We start from the raw sequence: 20,356 nt of genomic DNA on the forward strand, positions 1-20,356 counted from the left end.
TCCGGATGGATATCACCAATGCACGCACCTTTCTCGAGGTGGTGAAGACCGGCAGCTTCGTCAGCGCCGCGGAGAACCTCCATATCTCGCAGACGGCGGTCAGCGCGCGGATCCGCGTTCTGGAGGAGCAATTGCAACGTCCCGTCTTCGTGCGCAACAAGGCGGGTGCGCGGCTGACGCCGGCGGGTGAACAGTTCTTCCGCTTTGCAGCGACCCTCGTCCAGGTCTGGGAGGCGGCACGCAGTACGGTTGCGCTGCCGCCCGGCCGGGCGGCGATGGTGACGATCGGCGCGGAGCTCAGCCTCTGGAGCCCGCTGCTGAAGCACTGGCTGCTGTGGATGCGGCGCGAATGCCCGAGCATCGCCGTACGAACGACGATCGAGACCGCCGACCGGCTGATGGCGCTCGTGCAGGACGGTACCCTCGATGCGGCGGTGCTCTACGGCGCTCTACGCCGCCCGGGCCTCGTTGCGGAGTTGCTGTTCGAGGAGAGGCTCGTGTTGGCCCGCACGACGTCGCCGACAACGACGGAGGATCCGATCGGCATCGACTGGGGCGCGGATTTCGCCGCAGGTTTCCGCGCTGCTTTTCCCGATCGGCCGAACCCGGCGGTCTCCGTGAGTCACGGGCCGCTCGCCCTCGACTATATCCTCGCGGCCGGTGGCTCGGGCTATTTTCGCGAGGGGTTCATTCGGCCCCGTATCGAGGACGGGCGGCTGGAAATCGTGCCCAACAGCCCGGCGTTCGCCTATCCGGCCTATCTCGTCTCCTCGGAAAAAACCGATCCGTCGATGCTCCCGCGTATCCGGGAGGGATTGCGGTATGCGGCGGCGGATACCCCTTAGTCTTCAGCATAGGTTGTTGGTCGCAGGGCCGGCGCGTGCAGAGACGATGAAAACCAAGCTGTGCCACGTCAGCCATGACAGAACAGGCCGCCGCGCCCGAGCGAACGCACTACGGAACCTTTTCAGATCCGGAAACGATGGCGTTGGCAATCAGCCGGGTCAGGACGGGAGCGATAGCCCCTCCGCGCTTGGTTGGAGCCGCGGTCAAGACCTTTCATGGAACGCATGCGCGCGCGGCAACGAACTGCGCACCTCCAAGAGCGGTTCGGACACCTACGTCATCGCCGATGTCAACGGCGACGGCAAGACCGACTTCGCCATCCACACCGACAAGCTCGTCACCCCCGACAAGGCAGATGGCGTGAGCTGAAACGTCAAGGCGATCCCCGCAGCATTTCGATGATGGCGGAGAAGTCGCGCCCGCCATTTCCCGCGCTGTCGAAGGCCTTGTAGAGCGTTGCGGCAGCGGCGCCCAGCGGGGTCGAGGCACCGCTGGCGGCGGCGGCTTCCTGCGAGAGCTTCAGGTCCTTCAGCATCAGCGCTACGGCAAATCCGGGTTTGTAGTCGTTGTTGGCGGGCGAGGTCGGGACGGGGCCGGGGACCGGGCAGTAGGAGGTGAGCGACCAGCACTGGCCTGAAGACGTCGAGGCCACGTCGAACAGTGCCTGGTGCGACAGGCCGAGCCTTTCGCCCAGCGCGAAGGCCTCGCCGACGGCGATCATCGAAATGCCGAGGATCATGTTGTTGCAGATCTTCGCCGCCTGGCCGGCGCCGTCTGCGCCGCAATGGACGATCTTTTGGCCCATTGCCTCCAGGAACGGTTTGGCGCGATCGAACGCTGCGGTGGAGCCGCCCGCCATGAAGGTGAGCGTTCCGGCTGCGGCCCCGCCGGTGCCGCCGGAGACCGGTGCGTCCAGCGAGGCGCAACCGGCTGCCAGGGCGATGGAATGTGCCTTACGCGCGCTTTCCACATCCACCGTCGAGCAGTCGATCAGGAGCGTTCCGGTGGGAACCAGGCTTGCCAGACCTTCCCAAACGGCAACGACATGCTCGCCTTTCGGCAGCATGGTGATCACGACCTCTGCGCCGGTCACGGCCTCGGCCAGGGTGGCGGAGGCGTTGATGCCGGCTTGTGCGGCGGCTGCGAGCGAGGCCCCGGAAAGGTCGAACCCCGAAACCCTGTGGCCTGCCTTGACGAGATTTGCGGCCATCGGGCCACCCATGTTGCCCAATCCGATGAATGCGACCTGTGCCATGCTGAGTGTCCTTCGTAGGCGATGTGTGTGGTTACGGCGCAGACGATGCGCGATCTGAGCGCGCATTCCCGCCCGGGGAATTGCTGGGTCACCTCTCCGCCAGGATCATGGCGGCGGCTTTCTCCGCGATCATGATCGTCGGCGAATTGGTATTGCCGGAGGTGATGCGGGGCATGACGGAGGCATCGGCGATGCGCAGCCTGCCGAGCGCCCGCAGCTTCAGTTGCGGATCGACGACGCTTTCCGGGTCGGCACCCATCCGGCAGGTGCCGGTCGGATGGAAGATCGTCGTGCCGATGTCGCCCGCCGCCTTTTCGAGATCCGCATCGGTCTCGAAGGATGGGCCCGGCTTGAATTCCACCGGATTGAAGCGGGCGAAGGCGGGCTGCTCGACAATGCGGCGGGTCAGGCGGATGGCACGGACGGCCACGTCGCGGTCGCTCTGTTCGCTGAGGTAGTTCGGGCGGATCTGCGGCTGCAGGGCAAAGTCGGGACCCTTGACATGGACCGAGCCGCGGCTGTCGGGGCGCAGGTTGCAGACGCTCGCGGTCATCGCCGGGAACGGATGGACGCCTTCGCCGAACTTTTCCAGCGAAACCGGCTGGATATGATACTGCAGGTCGGGCGTCTCCTTGTCCGGTCCCGAACGGGTGAAGATGCCGAGCTGGCTTGGCGCCATCGCCATCGGGCCGGAGCGCTTCACCAGGTATTCGAGCCCGATCGACGCCTTGCCGAACAGCGTGCTCGCCTTCTCGTTCAGGGTCGGCACGCCGGTGACCTTGTAGATCAGCCGAAGCTGCAGGTGGTCCTGCAGGTTCTCGCCCACGCCGTTCACCTCCCTGACGACCTCGATGCCGGCGTCTTTCAGGACATCGCCCCGACCGATGCCGGAGAGTTCGAGCAGGTGAGGGGAGCCGATCGCGCCCGCGCTCAGCACCGTCTCGCGTGCCGCATACGCCTTCTTCGCAATGCCGTCGTGCTGGAATTCGACGCCCTTGACCTCGCCGTTTTGGATGATCAGGCGGCGCGCATGCGCCTTGGTGAGCACGGTCAGGTTCGGTCGGTTGCGTACCGGCTTGAGGAAGGCCTTGGACGTGTTCCAGCGCACACCCGAACGCTGGTTGACGTCGAAATAGCCGGAACCCTCGTTGTCGCCGCGGTTGAAGTCCTCGGTCTCGGGGATGCCGGCCTCGCTTGCCGCCTTCTGGAAGGCGCCGAGCACGGCCCAGCGCACGCGGGCCTTCTCCACGCGCCACTCGCCACCTTCGCCGTGCAGGTCGCTCGTCCCCTTGTAGAAGTCCTCCGATTTCCGGAAGTACGGCAGCACGTCGTCCCAACCCCAGCCGGTGCAGCCGAGCTGGCGCCACAGGTCGTAGTCGCGCGACTGGCCGCGCATGTAGATCATGCCGTTGATCGAGGAGCAGCCGCCGAGCACCTTGCCGCGCGGATAGTTGAGTGCCCGACCATTGAGGCCGGCTTCCTTCTCGGTGGAAAAGCACCAGTCGGTGCGCGGGTTGTTGATGCAGTAGAGATAGCCGACCGGAATGTGGATCCAGTGATAGTTGTCGCTTCCGCCGGCCTCCAGCAGCAGGACGCGATTGCTGCGATCCGCCGACAACCGGTTGGCCAGAACGCAGCCGGCGCTGCCGGCGCCCACGACGATGTAGTCGAACTGTTCCATGTCGAACTCCGAGCGAGACCTCTCCCGCGAGCCGCATGGGCGCCGCAGGCCGGTTTCTCCGTTCCTTGCTGTGGTGGGAGCCGGCTTCCGACACCCTGCCTTTTGCGCCGGAGGCCGCCGGCGCACGTTCTATGGCGCGCCCGGATGCGTGCCGGGCGCGACCCGATGGTTCTAGAAGCCGAGCTTCTTGCCCAGCCGCGAGGCGTAGAATTCACCGACGATGCCGCGGCGGAAGAGCAGCACGCAGGCCATGAAGACGACGCCGGTGATGATCGTGACCGGGAAGTCGGAGGTCGCGAGGTAATTCTGCAGCGTCACCACCAGTCCGGCGCCGACGATCGGCCCGATCAGCGTGCCGATGCCGCCGAGCAGCGTCATCAGGATCACCTCGCCCGACATCTGCCAGCCGACATCGGTGAGCGTGGCAAACTGGAACACGAGCGCCTTGACGCCGCCGGCAAGGCCCGTCAGCGCCGCCGACATGACGAAGGCGCCGAGCTTGTAGTTGCGGACCGAATAGCCGAGCGAGATCGCACGCTGCTCGTTCTCGCGGATCGACTTCAGGATCATGCCGAAGGGCGAGTTGATGAAGCGCCAGATCATCGCAATGCCGATCAGGAAGACGGCCAGCACGAAGTAGTACATGTTGGTCGGCTGGTTCAGGTCGATCAGGCCGAACAGATGCCCGCGCGGCACCGACTGGATGCCGTCCTCGCCATGGGTGAACCCGGCCTGCAGGCAGAAGAAATAGAACATCTGCCCGAGCGCCAGCGTGATCATGGCGAAATAGATGCCCTGCCGGCGGATGGCGAAGAACCCGACCACGAGGCCGAGCAATGCGGCACCCGCGACGCCGATGAGGATGCCGATCTCGGGGGTGACGCCCCACTCCTTGACCGCATGGGCGGTGAAGTAGGCGGCCCCGCCGAAGAAGGTGGCGTGTCCGAAGGAGAGCAGCCCGGTATAGCCGAGCAGCAGGTTGAAGGCGCAGGCGAACAGCGCGAAGCACAAGAGCTTCATCAGGAAGATCGGGTAGAGGAACAGCGGGGCCGCGGCCAGGCACCCTACCGCCACGACCAGCAAGCCGATCTGGACCATGGAGGTATTGCGTTCCGGCTGGACCTTCGTCGCCATTTTCTCAGAAAGCTCCACCATGTCACGCATCCCTTCCGAAGAGGCCGGCGGGCCGCAGCAGAAGTACGATCGCCATGATTACAAAGATAACGATGTTGGAGGCTTCCGGATAGAAAACCTTGGTCAGGCCCTCGGCGATGCCGAGCATGTAGCCGGTCACGATAGCCCCCATGATCGAGCCCATGCCGCCGACGACCACCACCGCAAAGACGACGATGATCATGTTCGAGCCCATCAGCGGTGAGACCTGGTAGATGGGCGCGGCAAGGACGCCGGCAAATGCGGCAAGAGCGGCGCCGAGCGCGTAGGTGAAGGTCAGGAGCACCGGCACGTTGACACCGAACACCTGCACGAGCGTCGCATTTTCCGTTGCAGCCCGCAGATAGGAGCCGAGTTTTGTCTTTTCGATCAGCAGCCAGGTGCCGAGGCAGGCAAGCAGCGAGACGACGACCACCCAGCCACGGTAGTTCGGCAGGAACATGAAGCCGAGATTGGTGCCGCCGGCAAGCAGCGGTGGTGGCGCGTAGGGCTGGCCGGAGGCGCCGTAGAGATAACGGAACGTTCCCTCGATGGTCAGTGCCAGTCCGAAGGTGAACAGCAGGCCGTAGAGCGGATCGAGATTGTAGAGCCGGCTCAGCATCGTCCGCTCGATGACGGCCCCGAGGAGTCCGACGATGAGGGGCGCGACGATGAGGGCGGCCCAGTAGCCGATGCCGAAATACTGGAGCAGCAGGAAGGCGACGAAGGCGCCCAGCATGTACTGCGCACCGTGGGCGAAGTTGATGACGCGAAGCAGGCCGAAGATGACGGCGAGCCCGAGACTCAACAGCGCGTAGAACGAGCCGTTGATCAGGCCGATCAGCAATTGCCCGAAGAGGGCCTGCATCGGAATTCCGAAAATCATGGTCATGACGCGGTCAGACCCCCAGGACTTTGTGGAGCATCGGCATCTGGTTGGGCAGTTCCGATACCGGGAAATCCGCCACCATCTGGCCGTGGTCCATCAGGTAGAAGCGATCGGCGATCTTGCTGGCGAAGCGAAAATTCTGCTCGACCAGCAACACGGTCATGCCGCGCTCCTTCAGTTTCTTCAGCACTTCGCCGATGCGCTGCACGATGACCGGGGCAAGCCCCTCGGTCGGCTCGTCGAGCAGCAGCATCTTGACGCCGGTGCGCAGGATGCGGGCCATCGCCAGCATCTGCTGCTCGCCACCGGAAAGCTTCGTGCCGGGGCTCGTGCGGCGCTCGGCGAGGTTCGGGAAGAGCTCGTAGATCTCGTCCAGCGACATGCCGCCCTTGGCGACGACCGGCGGCAGCATGAGGTTTTCTTCCACCGTCAGCGTCGCGAAAATGCCGCGCTCCTCCGGCACGAAGCCGATGCCGGCGTGCGCCGTCTTGTGCAGCGGCACGTTCATCATGTCCTTGCCGTCGAACAGGATCTGGCCCTTTCGCTCGCGCAGGATGCCGACGATTGTGCGCAGCGTCGTCGACTTGCCGACGCCGTTGCGGCCGAGAATGGTGATCATCTCTCCTTCGCCGACCGTCATGTCGACGCCGTGCAGCACGTGGCTCTCACCGTACCAGCTGTTGAGGCCCTTGACCTGAAGCATCGGTTTCATCTCAGGCCTCCTCCGTGCCCATGTAGGCGACGCGGACCTGTTCGTTCTGGCTGACAGTGGCGTAGTCGCCCTCGGCCAGGATTTCTCCGCGCTGCAGCACGGTGACGTGATGGCAGATGTTGGCCACGACCTTGAGGTTGTGCTCGACCATCAGGATGGCGCGGTCCCTGGAAAGGTCGGTGATGAGGTTGGCGATGACGCCGACGTCCTCCTGGCCCATGCCGGCCATCGGCTCGTCGAGCAGCAGCACCTTCGGGTCGAGCGCCAGCGTGGTGGCGATCTCCAGCGCGCGCTTGCGGCCATAGGACAGGTCGGCGGCGATACCGTTGCGCCATCTGTCGAGGCCGACCATGGAAATCAGTTCGTCGGCGCGTGCGTTCAGGCTCTTCAGCGACGACATCGGCTTCCAGAACTGGGTGGAAAGGTTGTTCGGCCGCTGCAGCGCCACGCGCACGTTGTCGAGCACTGTCAGATGCGGGAAGACCGCGGAAATCTGGAAGGAGCGGACCAGGCCCATGCGGGCCACCTTGTCCGGTGGCGTGTTGGTGATGTCCGTGCCGAGCAGCGTGATCGTGCCGTGCGTCGGCTGCAGGAACTTGGTCAAAAGGTTGAAGACGGTCGTCTTGCCGGCGCCGTTCGGTCCGATCAGGGCGTGCACGCGGGCGTGATGGACATCGAGGTCGACATTCTTCACCGCGGTGAAGCCACCGAAATCGCGCCGAAGACCGCGGGCGGAAAGCACCACCCGCGGATCCGGCTGCGTCTGTCTTTCAGACATGGCCATATGAGCGACCAGACTTACTGGCTCACCAGATCGCAGCCGCTCTTGGCCGGATCGATGAAGGCGTCCTTGCCCGGAATGGTCGCCAGTACCTTGAAGTAGTCCCAGGCGATGTCGCTCTCGCCCGGCTTCTTCACCTCGAGCAGGTACATGTCGTGGATCATGCGACCGTTCGGGGCGACCGTGCCGTTCTGGGCGAACACGTCGCTGACCGGCATTTCGTGCAGCGCCTTGGATACGGCGTCGCCATCGTCGGTGCCGGCCTTGTCGATTGCCTTCAGGTACTGGGTCACGGCCGAATAGGTGCCGGCCTGGACCATGTTGGGCATGCGGCCGGTGCGCTCGAAGAAGCGCTTGCCGAACTTGGCCGACTCTTCGTCGCGGTTCCAGTAGAAGCCCTCGGTCAGCGTCAGGCCCTGAGCGGCCTCGAGGCCGAGGCCATGGACTTCGGCGAGGGTGAAGAGCAGTGCAGCGAGGCGCTGGCCGCCGGCGACGATGCCGAACTCGGCCGCCTGCTTGATCGCGTTTGAGGTGTCGAGGCCGGCATTGGCAAGGCCGATCACCTTGGCGCCGGAGGACTGGGCCTGCAGAAGGAACGAGGAGTAGTCGGTCGTGCCAAGCGGATGGCGAACCGAGCCTGCGACCGTACCGCCGTTCTCCTTGACGAAAGTGGCCGTGTTTTCTTCCAGCGAGTAGCCGAAGGCGTAGTCGGCGGTCAGGAAGAACCAGCTGTCGCCGCCCTGCTTCACCAGCGCGCCGCCGGTGCCGACCGCGAGCGAGTGGGTGTCGTAGGCCCAGTGAAAGCCGTAGGGGCTGCATTGCTTGCCCGTCAATTCCGTCGTCGCAGCACCAGTGTTGATGGTGATCTTCTTCTTTTCCTTGGAAAGCGCCTGCACCGCGAGACCGACCGACGACGACGTCAGTTCCATGATGCTGTCGACCTGCTCGGTGTCGTACCACTGCCGGGCGATGTTGGAGGCGATGTCGGCCTTGTTCTGGTGGTCGGCGGTGACAACCTCTACCGGCGCGCCGGCAGCCTTGCCGCCGTAGTCCTCGACAGCCATCTTCGCGGCCTCATAGGACCACTTGCCGCCGAAATCGGCATAAACGCCGGATTGGTCGTTGAGGATGCCGATCTTGACCTTTCCGTCGGAAACGTCGGCGGCAAATGCGGACGTGCCCATGGCCAAAAGAATCGCCGTGGACGCAATAAGGTTCTTACGCATAGTTCTCCTCCCAGAGATCAACAGATAGGCGGATCTGTTCAAAAATTGGCCGATCGTCCTCCCGACGATGACCCTCCCGCCGCTAGTTTCCTAAAATGCCGGATTGACGCAAGGCCTGGCTGAAATTAATTCCAAACAGGGTCTGTTCATTTTTGAACAGATGGAGAAGCATGAGCACAAATCCGCATTTCACCTGGGACGACCTCATGTACTTTCTGGCGGTCGCCAGAACAGGACAGCTGTCAACCGCGGCGCGCCAGCTCAGGACCAGTCATGCGACGGTGTCGCGCCGCATCGACCGGCTCGAATTTGCACTCAAGGTGAAGCTGTTCGAGCGTAATCCGCGGGGCTATGTGCTGACTGCCGTCGGCCAGCGCTTCATCGACACGGCGGAGAAGATCGAGGCCGAGGCGGACCGGTTGCAGGCGGAAATCTCCGGCGGCGTCACGGCGCAGCGCGGCGTCATCCGCATGAGTGCGCCGGAGGGCTTTGCCAATTTCTTCTTCGCGCACCGGCTGCGCGATTTTGCGTCGAGCCATCCGAACCTGGCGCTCGAACTGGTGACGATCCAGCAGATCATGTCGCTCTCGCGAAAGGAGGCGGATCTGGCGGTCTCCCTCGATCCCCCGAAGGCCGGCCCCTACTATTGCGAGAAGATCGCCGACTACAGCCTGCACGTCTATGGCTCCCGTCGCTACCTCGAACGGCACGGGCCGGTCATGAGCCGCGACGAACTACTTCAGCATCCCTTCATCGGCTATATCGAGGACATGATCTTTGCGCCGGGCCTCGACTATCTCGGCGACGTGCACCCCGGGATTAAGGCGCGCTTCCAGAGTTCGAGCATCTTTGCCCAGCTGACCGCGACCCGCAATGAGCTCGGCCTTTGCATCCTGCCGCACTTCATCGCCAAGCAATATCCGGAACTGGAGATCGTGCTTGCCGACGAGATCGAGCTTCGACGCAACTACTGGCTGATCTGCCACCATGACCTGCGCAGCGTCCCCAGGGTGCGCATGGTGATCGACTTCCTCTTCGACATCGTTCGCTCCAACATGCCGTCCTTCCTGCGGGAACTCGATGACACAGCCCGGATACCTGACTGAACGCATCGTCACGACAGGAGCAGCCGCAAGACGTCGGCTGTCGTGAGGGAGCGGACCCTCTGCTTGACCGTAGCCTTATCGCAGCCGGATAGCCGCAACCTCGAGGGGTTCGTTCCGTCCTCGGATGACATGGAATCCGAGGTGCTCGGCGGCGAAATCCTGTGGCAGGCCTTGCATGCTGCCGAGCAAATCAGCGGAGACCAAAACAGGCTCGCCGAGCGTCCTGGACAGCGTTTCAAGACGTCCGGTGGTGTTCACGACATCGCCGAAGTAAGCGATTTTATGCCGCTCAAGACCAACTTCGGCCGTGACCACCCAACCGCAGTGCAGGACAGCGCGAAACTGTGGCACCTGACCGAACCGCGCCTGCCACGCGGAAGATTGAGCTTTGATCGTGGCGGCGAAGTCGAATACGCAACGAAGGCATGCGGCATCGCGCATTCCACGACGCATGGGCCACGTAACCAGCGCCATATCCCCTATATAGTCGTCGATCGAACCTTGGGTTCGTCGAACGGGCGCTGCGAGTGCGTTGAATATCTGTCCCAGGTAGGCCTGGGCCTCCAGATCACCATGTTGGTCCGCAAAGTGCGTGGAGCCGGAGACATCCAGGAACAGGAAGATGCGTTCCTCCCTGGTGGGACGGTGGTAACGGCCGAGAAGCAGGCTGATGAACAGGCTTGGCCCGATAAGGTCACTTACGCGAAACACGAACGCAACCACCGCGGATACGGCCAGCGAATACAATAGACCGGAGTCCGACATTGCCATCGCTTCCCGGGCGGTCTGCATATATCTGAACAAGTGGTGAAGAGCGGTGCCGGCAGCCGCGTTGCCAACCACGATCATCAGCCCATAGATTGCGATCGTGGCTGGTACGAAGACTGGCGTAGCAGCTTCTCGGATTGCGTTGCGCGATCCACTGAAGAGGACGCCGCGCTCGTACAGGATTATCGGGGTTCCGATAAACGCTCCACGAATCGCTGAGTGAACGATATCGAGGTTGAAGATCAGCGCGTAAAGGACGCCGGCCAGCGCTCCCACAACAGGTGCAAGGAGCCAGAACCAGGGCCGGCGAAAATGACGCTGGTCGCGCCGGATATTCATCCGGGGCACCTCACATCAGGGGCCGCAGCGACCTGAACGCCTCTCGGAGCTCGGACGCGAAGAGTTCCGGTTCTTCCCAGGCAGCAAAGTGGCCGCCCTTGTCGACCTCGTTGAAGTAGATGAGGTTGTGATAGCTCCTCTCGACCCAGCTCTTTGGCGCGCGATAGATCTCGCCCGGGAACACCGTCACGGCCGCGGGGATGGAGATATCCACCGCGTTGAAGTTGTTGGCGTTGTTCTCCCAGTAGAGCTGCGCCGACGAGATCGCGCTGTTCGTCAGCCAATAGAGCGTGATGTCGTCCAGCATCTCGTCCTTGGTGAGCGAGCGCTCGGCATCGCCGCCGCTATAGGTCCATTGGTTGAACTTGTCGTACATCCAGGCGGCGAGGCCGGCGGGTGAATCCGTCAATCCGTAGCCGACCGTCTGCGGCCGGGTCGTCATCATCGTGCCGTAGGCACCGTTCCTGGTGAAGAAGGTGCTGAGCGCATCGTATGCGGTCCTTTCCTCTTCGGTGAGACCCGCCGGCGCCGGATCGCCCGCACTCATGGCCTTGGCGGCATCAGGGGGTACCGTTGCAGGCATGTTGACGTGGATTCCGAGCAGACCCTTCAAATTCTGGCGGGCCATCTTGTCCGAAACGACCGAACCCCAGTCACCACCTTGAGATACATAGCGCTCGTATCCGAGGCGCGTCATGAGAATGTCCCAGGCGAGCCCAATTCGGTCGGCGTTCCAGCCCGGCTCCGTCGGCTGCTCGGAAAAGCCGTAGCCGGGCATCGAAGGTATGACGACATCGAAGGCATCCTCCGCACGTCCGCCGTAAGCCGTGGGATCGGTAAGCGGACCGATAGCCTTCAGGAGCTCGAGCACCGAGCCCGGCCAGCCATGGGTAATGATCAGCGGCAAGGCCTTCGGGTGCCTGGAGCGAACGTGGATGAAATGAATGTCGAGACCGTCGATCTCCGTCACGAACTGCGGCAGCGCATTGAGCTTCGTCTCGACCTTTCGCCAGTCGTAGTCCGTTCCCCAATACCGGACGAGTTCCTGCAGCTTGGCGAGTTGCACGCCCTGGGATTGATCGGCGACGGTTTCCCTGGCAGGCCACCGTGTCGCCAGCACGCGTCGGCGCAGGTCCACGAGATCCTCTTCCGGGACGTTGACCTGGAAAGGGCGGATCGCCTTGCTTTCAGTCGCTGCGGCTTGCTGCACGGGCAGCAGGTTCAAGGCGCCTCCTGCGGCAAGAACAGTCGCTGACGTAACAAGAGCGGACGTCGCAAGAAAGCGGCGCCGGGTGGGGGATGGCGATAGTGCAGACATGGATATTCTCCTGGTTGGAGGTGCAGGCGGACAGGTCCGGCAAAGCCTCTTGGTGACCTCCGGCATTCGAGCAGAGGCCGTGGAGAAACACCCGTTATGGGTTGTTATCGCTTCATAGGCAGCGAAAGGACGGTCTTGGATCCGATCCGGCAGTGCACCAATCGCCGCCCAATGGGGTGGAGATAACTGGTTTGCTCGGATCTGGGCCGCAGTCTAAGAAGGCAGTTTGCGGCGATTGAAACCCAAGACAGTCGTCGAATACGTGTCTGCAACGCGCTTCCCGATCCACGGCCACGATTACCTGCTAACAGCATTTCACAAGCCATAACGGGTTTCCTGCAGCCATCTCATAAGCGAAGCCAGTTGGGCGGGCTCCCGTGCCGTGGCCACGAGACGGTGACCGGCGTGAAGCACGGCTTCCGACAAGGCGCGACCGATGCCGCGCGAACACCTGGTGATGGGCCATCGTTGCGTCATGGTCTGCTCCTCCCCGACCGTTTCCCGGCCGTGAATAACCGTTCCGATCCGGCTAAGCGCGTCGCGATCCTTCGGATTCGCTTTACGCGCTTCAAGCCCTTGTTTTTTCGCATGTCGTTGTCGCAAAACCGCTGCACACTTTTGTGCGACATGCTCTAGGGCGCGAACCGCGTGAAAACGAAATCGTGGCCTTTCACGCGGGCTTCGTGGCACGCGAAGCAGGTTTGGTGCTGCGCTTCGTCGACTGGCTTGCCGCCGACAAATCGACCGAATCCCCAGCCGCCGGTCTCGGCATACTTCACCGAGTCCTTGACCATGATCTGGACCGTGGTGGCGGCGCCCGGAACGGAGGCGGGTTCGAATTCGGGCGACTGGACGTGTTTCCAGGCAAGCTTTGCAAGAATGGTTCCGTCGGGAAACGGAAGCGTCGCTCCGCGATACGCCTCGATCGCCACGGCATTGCCCAGAACCGCGCGAAGCTCGTTCAAGGGCTCTGCCTCCAGTGCCGGCGCGATCAGTTCCCATTGCCGATATCCCTCGGGAATCGTGACGCCGTAGATCGGCGATGCGTTCTTCGCAATCGCACCGCTCTCGGCTCCCAGAGCCGCGGCCATTGCAACCGAAGCCAGGGTGACGCCTGACAACAGGAGGTGTGACGGTCTCATTGGGTTACTCCGTTCGGCTGGCGTTCAGAAGCGGTCGACGTCGATGACGGCCTGGGCGAAGTCTTGCGGCGCTTCCTGTGGCAGATTGTGCCCGATGCCGCCTGTGATCAGCCGGTGTTCGTATCTGCCGGTGAACTTCTTGGCATAGGCTTCAGGGTCAGGATGCGGCGCGCCGTTTGCATCGCCTTCCATGGTGATGGTCGGCAAGGCGATGGCGGGAAATGCGGCCAGACGCTCTTCGAACGCGTCGTATTTCGGCTCGCCCTCGGCCAGCCCGAGGCGCCAGCGATAGTTGTGGATCACGACGCTGACGTGGTCGGGATTGTCCAAGGCCGCGGCACTGCGCATGAACGTCGCGTCGTCGAAATCCCATTTCGGCGAGGCAAGCTCCCAGATCAGCCTGGCAAAATCTTGCCGATGCTCGTCATAGCCGGCCCGGCCGCGCTCGGTCGCGAAATAATACTGGTACCACCATTGCAGTTCGGCTTTCGGCGGCAGCGGCATCTTGCCGGCTGCGCGACTGCCGATCAGGTAGCCGCTCACCGAGACCATGGCCTTGCAGCGCTCCGGCCACAGCGCCGCAATGACGTTCGCCGAACGCGCGCCCCAATCATAGCCGGCGAGGATCGCTCTTTCGATCTTCAGCGCGTCCATCATGGCGACAGTGTCGAGCGCCACCGCGGAGGGCTGGCCGTTGCGGACCGTATCGCTGGAGAGGAAGCGCGTCGTACCGTGGCCGCGCAGATAGGGGACGATCACGCGGTAGCCGGCCGATGCCAGCAAGGGAGCGACATCGGTGAAGCTGTCGATGTCATAGGGCCAGCCATGCAGCAAGATGACAGCCGGGCCGTCGGCAGGACCTGTCTGCGCATATCCGACATTCACGACGCCGGCGTCGATCTGCTTCAGCGAAGTGAACGGCGCGCTGGCGCCGGCCGATGGCGTGCGCCGACCTGATCCGCCCGTCTGCGCGCCCGCCGCCGTGATCCCGACGAGCTGCGCTGCAGCGACGGTCGCGGCAGCGGCACCAAAGAAATACCGGCGACGATAATCGATTTCTTCCGGGATGTTGGTCGTGTCCATTGGTAAACCGTCCCTGTGTCGTATGTCCGTGAGATGGCGCCGCCCGATCGTGCCGGGCTAGACGAGATTGATCGCGACATCGATGTTGCCGCGCGTGGCCTTGGAGTACGGGCAGGTCTGGTGCGCGGCATCCACGACGGCCTGGGCGACTTCGCGATCGACGCCGGGCAGGCTCACATTGAGGCGGGCGCGCAGGAAATAGGCGTCATCGGAAACGTTCAGGTCTACCTCGGCATCAATCGCCAGCTCGGCAGGTAGCTTGACGTTCATCTTGCGGGCGGCGATCGCCATCGCACCCTCGAAGCAGGCCGACCAGCCGGCCGCGAAGAGCTGCTCCGGATTGGTGCCGCTGCCTGGGCCGCCGGGTGTCGAGAGCCTGATGTCCAGCTTGCCGTCGGAACTGCGGGACGCTCCTTCCCGGCCGCCGGTCGTGCGGACCTTGGCCGTGTAGAGCAGTTTCTCGTTGGTGGTCATATTTGAGTTCCTTCTGAGAAAACATGGGTCGGTCAGCTGCGCCCGCCATCCAGCGAGATGTCGGCCGTCGTCTTGTCATGGAAGTGTAGGAGGTTGAACGGAATGGACGATGCGGGCATGATCGCTCTCCTTGGACCGGCCGGCAGGGCGGCTTCCTGTCGTCCGGAACACATAGAGTGAGATCGCCCGAGGCGCCCGTTATGCATTGTGATGGGTCGTTAGCGCTCGCCAGCACAACGAATCTGGACATCGTGACAGGGCCATTGATGCATTCGAATGATACGATAAGTTTTGGCCCTTTCACATTGACTGCGAAGGAACGGCTGCTCCTGCGGCAAGGCGCTCCGGTCGATCTGGGCACGCGCGCTTTCGACATGCTGGCCATGTTGGCCGCGCGTCCCAATCAGATCGTCAGCAAGAAGGATCTGTTGGATCATGTCTGGCCCGACGTCACCGTCGAGGAAGGCAGCCTGCGGTTCCACATGGCCAATCTGCGAAAGGCGCTGGGGGACGGCAAGGACGGCGCACGCTACATCGCGACCCTGACAGGGCGCGGCTACAGCTTCGTGGCGCCCGTCTCGCGATCGGCCGGTCAAGGAGACGTGCATGAAGACATCGCTACCAGCTATCCGAATGCCAATCTGCCGAGCCGTCTTACCCGCATGGTCGGGCGCGTCGACGATGTTCTCGTCCTGTCGAACAAGCTGACGGCCAAGCGCTTTGTCACGGTCGTGGGTACGGGTGGGGTCGGCAAGACCACAGTCGCGGTGGCGGTGGGGCACGACCTGATCGAAGCGTTCGCCGGCGCCGTGCACTTCGTCGATCTGGGGGCACTGAGCGATCCCGGCCTGGTTGCGACCACAGTGGCCTCAATGCTGGGGTTGTCGCTTCAATCCGATGATCCTGCGCCCGCTTTGATCTCATACCTTGCGGACAAGCGTATCCTTCTGATCCTCGATACTTGCGAGCATGTCATAGACGCGGCGGCAGACTTGACGTTCCGCATTTTCGCCGCCGCGCCGCAAGTCCATATTCTGACGACGAGCCGCGAACCTCTTCAAGTCGAAGGCGAGCACGTCTACAAGCTGGCGCCGCTCGCTTGCGCGCCGGACGGTCTGGAACTCACCGCGACCGTTGCGCAAACCTACCCGGCGACCCAGCTGTTCGTGGAGCGCGCGGCTGCAAGCGGCACCCGGATTGACCTCGACGATGCGGATGCCGCAATCATCGCCGGCATTTGCCGGAAGCTCGACGGCGTGCCGCTCGCGATCGAACTGGCGGCCGGACGGGTTGCGAGCTACGGCCTCCAGAAGACCGCGGCACTTCTCGACGAGCGCCTGACGCTGTTGTGGCCGGGGCAACGCACCGCGCCGCCGCGCCAGAAAACCCTTCAGGCCACGCTGGACTGGAGCTATGGGCTCCTGTCCGATTTCGAGCGCCAGGTGCTTCGGCGCCTTGCCGTGTTTGTCGGCCATTTTTCGATCGAGGCCGCCCTGGAGGTCGTGACGAGCGCGACCGTCGATGACGCGCATGTATTTGCCGCCATCGACAGCCTCATCGCCAAATCGATGGTCGCGACAAGGCCCGCTGGCGCGACGATGCGTTACCGCCTGCTCGACACGACGCGGGCCTATGCCTTCCAACTCGACGTCGACGATGCCGAACTCGCGACCCTGGCCGCACGTCATGCGACCCACCATCTGCGCTGGCTGGAAGAGACAGGCGCCGAATGGCCGACCCTGTCGAGCGCGAAGCAAAGGTCGCTTCACCTCGCCGGCCTCGCCAATGTGCGCGCGGCTTTGGAATGGTGCTTCGGACCCGGCGGGAATACCGAAATCGGCATCCTGCTCGCTGCCGCTGCCGCTCCTGTCTTTCTGTCGATGTCTTTGCTCACCGAATGCCACCGGTGGTCGGCTCAGGCGGTTCTTGCCCTCGACGACACCACACGCGGGGGGCGGGAGGAAATGCATCTCCAGGCGGCACTGGGCGTATCTCTGATGTTCACGCACGGAGGAAGAGATGCAGCGCACATGGCATTGAGCAGGAGCTTTGCCATTGCCGACCGATCTGGCGATGCGCTCGATCAGCTTCAGATTCTCGGGCCGCTGCAGATGTTCTACCTGCGCACCGGGGAGTTCAGGACTGCGCTGCACTACGCGGAACGCTGTTCCGTCATCGCCGGGACGCTTGAGGACTCTGTCTCCACCACGTTGGCGCATTCCTTGATGGGGATTTCGCTCCACCTCAGCGGAGAGCTTTACCGTGCGCAGACTGCGCTCGAAGCGGCGTTGCGGCATGGGCCGCGTTCCGACCGAACCACGACAAACTATCTCGGCTTCGACGGCAAGATTCTCGCTGGTGCGATTCTGGCAAGGACACTTTGGCTGCAAGGCTTTCCGGATCGGGCAATGGAGCAGGCGCTACAGACGATCAGGGATGCCGAGACCCTGGACCATCCATTGACGCTCTCCATCGCGCTGGTCTGGGCCGTCTCCGTATTTCTGTGGATCGGAGACATCGAGAACGCAGACACGCACATCGATCGCCTTTTCTCCCAGGCAGAATTTCATTCTCTCGGTCCTTATCTCGCCGTGGGACGCGGCTTCAGGGGGGAGATCGCCATTCGTCGAGGCGACGCAAGCAACGGTGTCGATGTCCTTCAGCGCTCTCTGGCAGAACTCCATGCTGCGCCCTACGAACTGCTCACCACGCCGCTCAATATCGCGCTCATTCAGGGCCTCGCAGCAACCGGCCGATTTGCTGAAGCTTTCGCGCTGATCGACACCACAATCCGGTTGGTCGAGGCCAACGGGGAACTCGGCTACCTCCCGGAGTTGTTACGCGTCAGGGGCGGCCTTGTTCTGGCAGCGCCGCGACCCGCCATCGACGAGGCGGAACTGTATTTCAGGCGAGCACTCGAACTCAGCCGCCGCCAGGGCGCGCGGGCATGGGAATTGCGCACCGCCACCGACCTGGCCGCCCTTTTGGCCGCCCGCGGGCAATGTGAGGATGCCCGAGCCCTTCTCCAGCCAATCTTCGCTTGGTTCGCGAAGAGTTTGGAGACGGCCGATCTGAAGTCAGCCGCACGCTTGCTGGCGATGCTGAATTGACGTGGAATGGCGGCGCAGTTGACCAGCGGAGCGCAGTCTTGCCATTGCCCCGACCTGCCGTCCCTTGGGCGGCATCGTGTTCGGCCACGGCCGGGAATGCGTGTTTTCGGGAGACATCATCCATCATCCGATCCAGCTCAAATATCCGCAACTGAGCTGCATGGGCTGCGAGGACCAGGCGCTATCGGCGCGGACCCGAACCTCGTTGCTGGATGGCATTGCAGAGACCGATACGATGCTGATGGCCGGACACTTCCTTGCGCCACATGCAACTCATATCGAAACTGAAGGCGAAGGTTTTCGCATGCGGTGTTCGGAATGCTAGCTTCGCTGGCCGCAGATTGAGTTTTTTGGGAGAGAGACATGAAGATCAGAGCAGCCATGCTTCGCCAGATGGGCGCGAGCATGCCCTATGCGGAGAGCAAGCCGCTGGAAATCGCGGAGCTTGAGCTGGACCGCCCGGGACGGGGAGAGGTTCTGGTGCGTATCCGCGCGGCCGGACTCTGCCATTCGGATCTCTCGGTCATCAACGGCAACAGGCCTCGTCCGATGCCGATGGCGATCGGCCATGAGGCAGCGGGCGAGGTCGTCGAACTCGGAGAGGGCGTCGACGATCTTGAAATCGGCGATCATGTCGTGCTCGCCTTCGTGCCGAGTTGCGGCCATTGCCTGCCCTGCTCGGAAGGCCGACCGGCGCTTTGCGAACCGGGCGCGGCAGCCAACGGCAAGGGTACTTTGCTCACCGGCAGTATCCGGCTGCGCTCTCATGGCGAACCGGTTCATCATCATATCGGCTGCTCGGCCTTTGCCGAGCATGCCGTCGTGTCGCGCCGCTCGATCGTCAAGGTCGACAAGGACCTGCCGTTCAACGAGGCGGCGCTTTTCGGCTGCGCCGTGCTGACGGGTGTCGGCGCGGTGGTGAATACCGCAAAGGTCCAGGCGGGGCAGACCACCGTCATCATCGGCCTGGGCGGCGTGGGTTTGGCCGCTCTCTTGGGAGCGATCTCTGCCGGTGCTGCACAGGTGATCGCTGTCGATCTTTCGGCCGAGAAACTGGAAATTGCCCGCCATCTCGGGGCTACGGCGACGGTCAATGCCCGTGATGCGGATGCTGTCGAAAAAGTCCGGCAGCTCACCAATGGCGGTGCCGATTTCGCCTTTGAATTTGCCGGCTCCGAGAAGGCGTTGGAAAGCGCCTACAGGATGACCCGGCGCGGCGGCACGACGGTGACGGCAGGGCTGCCGGCGCCGACCGCCGCACTGCCCGTCAATATCGTTAGCCTGGTGGCGGAGGAGCGTACGCTGAAAGGCAGCTATATCGGCACCTGCGTCCCGGTTCGCGATATTCCACGCTATGTCTCCCTCTATAAGTCGGGGCGGCTGCCGGTGAACAAGTTGCTCAGCGGCTCCATAAGGCTGGACGAAATCAACGAAGGCTTCGACCGCCTGCATAAGGGCGAGGTGATCCGATTGGTGGTCGAGATGTGACGCGGCATCCTTCGCGCGGCGGAGCCGGCAGATTCCAACTGGCTGGCACTTCCGACCAGATTGTTGCTCCGTCGGTGACGGATGTCCTTATAGCTGACGGAGGCGGTGCTCATCCTCCGGCAACTCTCTCTCCAACCTCAAGCCGAGGAAAACCTGACAACGCCAACAGCGTTCCACGCGTCCAGGATGCTCACGACATGATAAGTCCGCCATCGATATTGATCGTCTGGCCCGTGATGTAGGCTGCGTCTGCCGACGCGAGGAAGGCGACGAGCGCGCCGACTTCGGCGGGCGTGCCGGCGCGGCCCATCGGGATGCCTTCGACCCATTCGGCCATCAATTCACCTGGGCCATATTCGCCGAGCATCTGGCCCCAGACGCGGTCGTTGTAGTCCCACATCTCGGTGTGGATGATGCCGGGGCAGATGGAGTTGGCGGTAATGCCTTCGCGGGCCAGTTCCTTGGCAAGGCTCTGCGTGAGGCCGACGACGCCGAACTTCGAGGCGGCGTAGTGCGGGGTATAGATAAAGCCCTGGCGGGCCTGGCCGGAAGCGGTGTTGATCAGGCGGCCCTTCGTGCCGCTGGCGCGGAAGCGGCGGATCGCCTCCTGGCAGCACAGGAAGACGCCCTTGGTGTTGACGTCGAGGTTGAGGTCCCACTCGCGCTCGGTGAGGTTCTCAACCTTGGCGATGGTGATGACGCCGGCATTCTGCACGGAAACGGAGATCGCACCGAGCTTGGCTTCGGCCTCGCCATAGGCTTCCTGCACGGCCTTGGCGTCGGTCACGTCGAGCGCAAGGCCGAGGACCTCGGCGCCGGTTTCCTGGGCGAGCGCTGTTGCGGCCTCGACCGTGTCCTTCTCGATTGCTGCAATCGCGACCTTCGCGCCCTCTTCGGCAAAGCGCTTGGCGATGCCGCGGCCGATGCCCTTGTTGCCTCCGGTGACGAAAACCGTCTGGCCTGCAAAACGTCTCATGGTCTTCTCT

The 20,356-nt window shown here is 63.1% G+C and carries 19 protein-coding genes; 6 read left to right on the forward strand and 13 right to left on the reverse strand.

What is annotated here, in order from left to right:
- Nucleotides 1-5 precede the first annotated feature (5 nt).
- Both GGQ64_RS03545 and GGQ64_RS03550 read left to right on the forward strand, forming a co-directional pair.
- Nucleotides 6-845: a LysR family transcriptional regulator gene (locus GGQ64_RS03545; protein ID WP_183799240.1), complete on the forward strand. Its 840-nt coding sequence runs from the start codon at nucleotides 6-8 to the stop codon at nucleotides 843-845.
- 46 nt (nucleotides 846-891) lie between these two features.
- Nucleotides 892-1,215, forward strand: a complete 324-nt coding sequence (locus tag GGQ64_RS03550) for a hypothetical protein (protein WP_183800963.1) — start codon at nucleotides 892-894, stop codon at nucleotides 1,213-1,215.
- 4 nt (nucleotides 1,216-1,219) lie between these two features.
- Here the strand turns inward: GGQ64_RS03550 and mmsB are convergent, their stop codons facing one another.
- The 7 genes from mmsB to GGQ64_RS03585 form a co-directional block, all read right to left on the reverse strand.
- Entirely contained in the window at nucleotides 1,220-2,101 is an 882-nt protein-coding gene (gene mmsB / locus GGQ64_RS03555; protein WP_183799243.1) for a 3-hydroxyisobutyrate dehydrogenase, read from the reverse strand.
- A gap of 88 nt (nucleotides 2,102-2,189) precedes the next feature.
- Nucleotides 2,190-3,782 carry a GMC family oxidoreductase gene (locus tag GGQ64_RS03560; RefSeq protein ID WP_183799246.1) on the reverse strand — a complete coding sequence of 531 codons (1,593 nt, stop codon included), beginning with the start codon at nucleotides 3,780-3,782 and terminating at the stop codon, nucleotides 2,190-2,192.
- A gap of 171 nt (nucleotides 3,783-3,953) precedes the next feature.
- Nucleotides 3,954-4,880 (reverse strand): branched-chain amino acid ABC transporter permease, encoded by a 927-nt coding sequence (locus tag GGQ64_RS03565; RefSeq protein ID WP_425488491.1) that lies wholly within the window; start codon nucleotides 4,878-4,880, stop codon nucleotides 3,954-3,956.
- A 58-nt stretch (nucleotides 4,881-4,938) separates the two neighbouring features.
- Nucleotides 4,939-5,826 (reverse strand): branched-chain amino acid ABC transporter permease, encoded by an 888-nt coding sequence (locus GGQ64_RS03570; RefSeq protein WP_183799252.1) that lies wholly within the window; start codon nucleotides 5,824-5,826, stop codon nucleotides 4,939-4,941.
- A 7-nt stretch (nucleotides 5,827-5,833) separates the two neighbouring features.
- Nucleotides 5,834-6,535, reverse strand: a complete 702-nt coding sequence (locus GGQ64_RS03575; RefSeq protein WP_183799255.1) for an ABC transporter ATP-binding protein — start codon at nucleotides 6,533-6,535, stop codon at nucleotides 5,834-5,836.
- A gap of 1 nt (nucleotide 6,536) precedes the next feature.
- On the reverse strand, nucleotides 6,537-7,319 hold the full coding sequence (locus tag GGQ64_RS03580; protein WP_183799258.1) for an ABC transporter ATP-binding protein: 783 nt from the start codon (nucleotides 7,317-7,319) through the stop codon (nucleotides 6,537-6,539).
- Nucleotides 7,320-7,333: 14 nt separating this feature from the next.
- Nucleotides 7,334-8,542 carry an ABC transporter substrate-binding protein gene (locus tag GGQ64_RS03585; RefSeq protein ID WP_183799260.1) on the reverse strand — a complete coding sequence of 403 codons (1,209 nt, stop codon included), beginning with the start codon at nucleotides 8,540-8,542 and terminating at the stop codon, nucleotides 7,334-7,336.
- Between the two features lie 170 nt (nucleotides 8,543-8,712).
- Between GGQ64_RS03585 and GGQ64_RS03590 the strand changes: the two genes are divergently transcribed.
- Nucleotides 8,713-9,648, forward strand: a complete 936-nt coding sequence (locus tag GGQ64_RS03590; protein ID WP_183799263.1) for a LysR family transcriptional regulator — start codon at nucleotides 8,713-8,715, stop codon at nucleotides 9,646-9,648.
- Nucleotides 9,649-9,723: 75 nt separating this feature from the next.
- Here the strand turns inward: GGQ64_RS03590 and GGQ64_RS03595 are convergent, their stop codons facing one another.
- The 5 genes from GGQ64_RS03595 to GGQ64_RS03615 all read right to left on the reverse strand — a co-directional run bounded on the left by GGQ64_RS03595 (nucleotide 9,724) and on the right by GGQ64_RS03615 (nucleotide 14,772).
- Nucleotides 9,724-10,755: an adenylate/guanylate cyclase domain-containing protein gene (locus GGQ64_RS03595; RefSeq protein WP_183799266.1), complete on the reverse strand. Its 1,032-nt coding sequence runs from the start codon at nucleotides 10,753-10,755 to the stop codon at nucleotides 9,724-9,726.
- Nucleotides 10,756-10,765: 10 nt separating this feature from the next.
- On the reverse strand, nucleotides 10,766-12,073 hold the full coding sequence (locus tag GGQ64_RS03600) for an epoxide hydrolase family protein (protein WP_183799268.1): 1,308 nt from the start codon (nucleotides 12,071-12,073) through the stop codon (nucleotides 10,766-10,768).
- A gap of 632 nt (nucleotides 12,074-12,705) precedes the next feature.
- Nucleotides 12,706-13,164 (reverse strand): cytochrome P460 family protein, encoded by a 459-nt coding sequence (locus tag GGQ64_RS03605; protein ID WP_246422384.1) that lies wholly within the window; start codon nucleotides 13,162-13,164, stop codon nucleotides 12,706-12,708.
- A 75-nt stretch (nucleotides 13,165-13,239) separates the two neighbouring features.
- On the reverse strand, nucleotides 13,240-14,298 hold the full coding sequence (locus GGQ64_RS03610) for an alpha/beta fold hydrolase (RefSeq protein ID WP_210300136.1): 1,059 nt from the start codon (nucleotides 14,296-14,298) through the stop codon (nucleotides 13,240-13,242).
- Nucleotides 14,299-14,355: 57 nt separating this feature from the next.
- A complete protein-coding gene (locus GGQ64_RS03615; protein WP_183799274.1) occupies nucleotides 14,356-14,772 on the reverse strand; it encodes an organic hydroperoxide resistance protein in 417 nt (138 codons plus the stop codon).
- A gap of 266 nt (nucleotides 14,773-15,038) precedes the next feature.
- Between GGQ64_RS03615 and GGQ64_RS03620 the strand changes: the two genes are divergently transcribed.
- From GGQ64_RS03620 to GGQ64_RS03630, 3 genes are all read left to right on the forward strand, one after another.
- The gene (locus GGQ64_RS03620; protein WP_183799277.1) at nucleotides 15,039-17,882 is read left to right on the forward strand and encodes an ATP-binding protein; all 2,844 of its coding nucleotides are present in this window, start codon (nucleotides 15,039-15,041) and stop codon (nucleotides 17,880-17,882) included.
- A 64-nt stretch (nucleotides 17,883-17,946) separates the two neighbouring features.
- On the forward strand, nucleotides 17,947-18,207 hold the full coding sequence (locus tag GGQ64_RS03625) for an MBL fold metallo-hydrolase (protein ID WP_183799279.1): 261 nt from the start codon (nucleotides 17,947-17,949) through the stop codon (nucleotides 18,205-18,207).
- A gap of 38 nt (nucleotides 18,208-18,245) precedes the next feature.
- On the forward strand, nucleotides 18,246-19,370 hold the full coding sequence (locus tag GGQ64_RS03630; RefSeq protein WP_183799282.1) for a zinc-dependent alcohol dehydrogenase family protein: 1,125 nt from the start codon (nucleotides 18,246-18,248) through the stop codon (nucleotides 19,368-19,370).
- Nucleotides 19,371-19,560: 190 nt separating this feature from the next.
- Here the strand turns inward: GGQ64_RS03630 and GGQ64_RS03635 are convergent, their stop codons facing one another.
- Nucleotides 19,561-20,346, reverse strand: coding sequence for an SDR family oxidoreductase (locus tag GGQ64_RS03635; RefSeq protein ID WP_183799285.1), 786 nt, complete (start codon nucleotides 20,344-20,346; stop codon nucleotides 19,561-19,563).
- Nucleotides 20,347-20,356: the final 10 nt, after the last annotated feature.

This window comes from Mycoplana azooxidifex (assembly GCF_014196765.1).
GTDB classification, from domain to species: Bacteria; Pseudomonadota; Alphaproteobacteria; order Rhizobiales; family Rhizobiaceae; genus Mycoplana; species Mycoplana azooxidifex.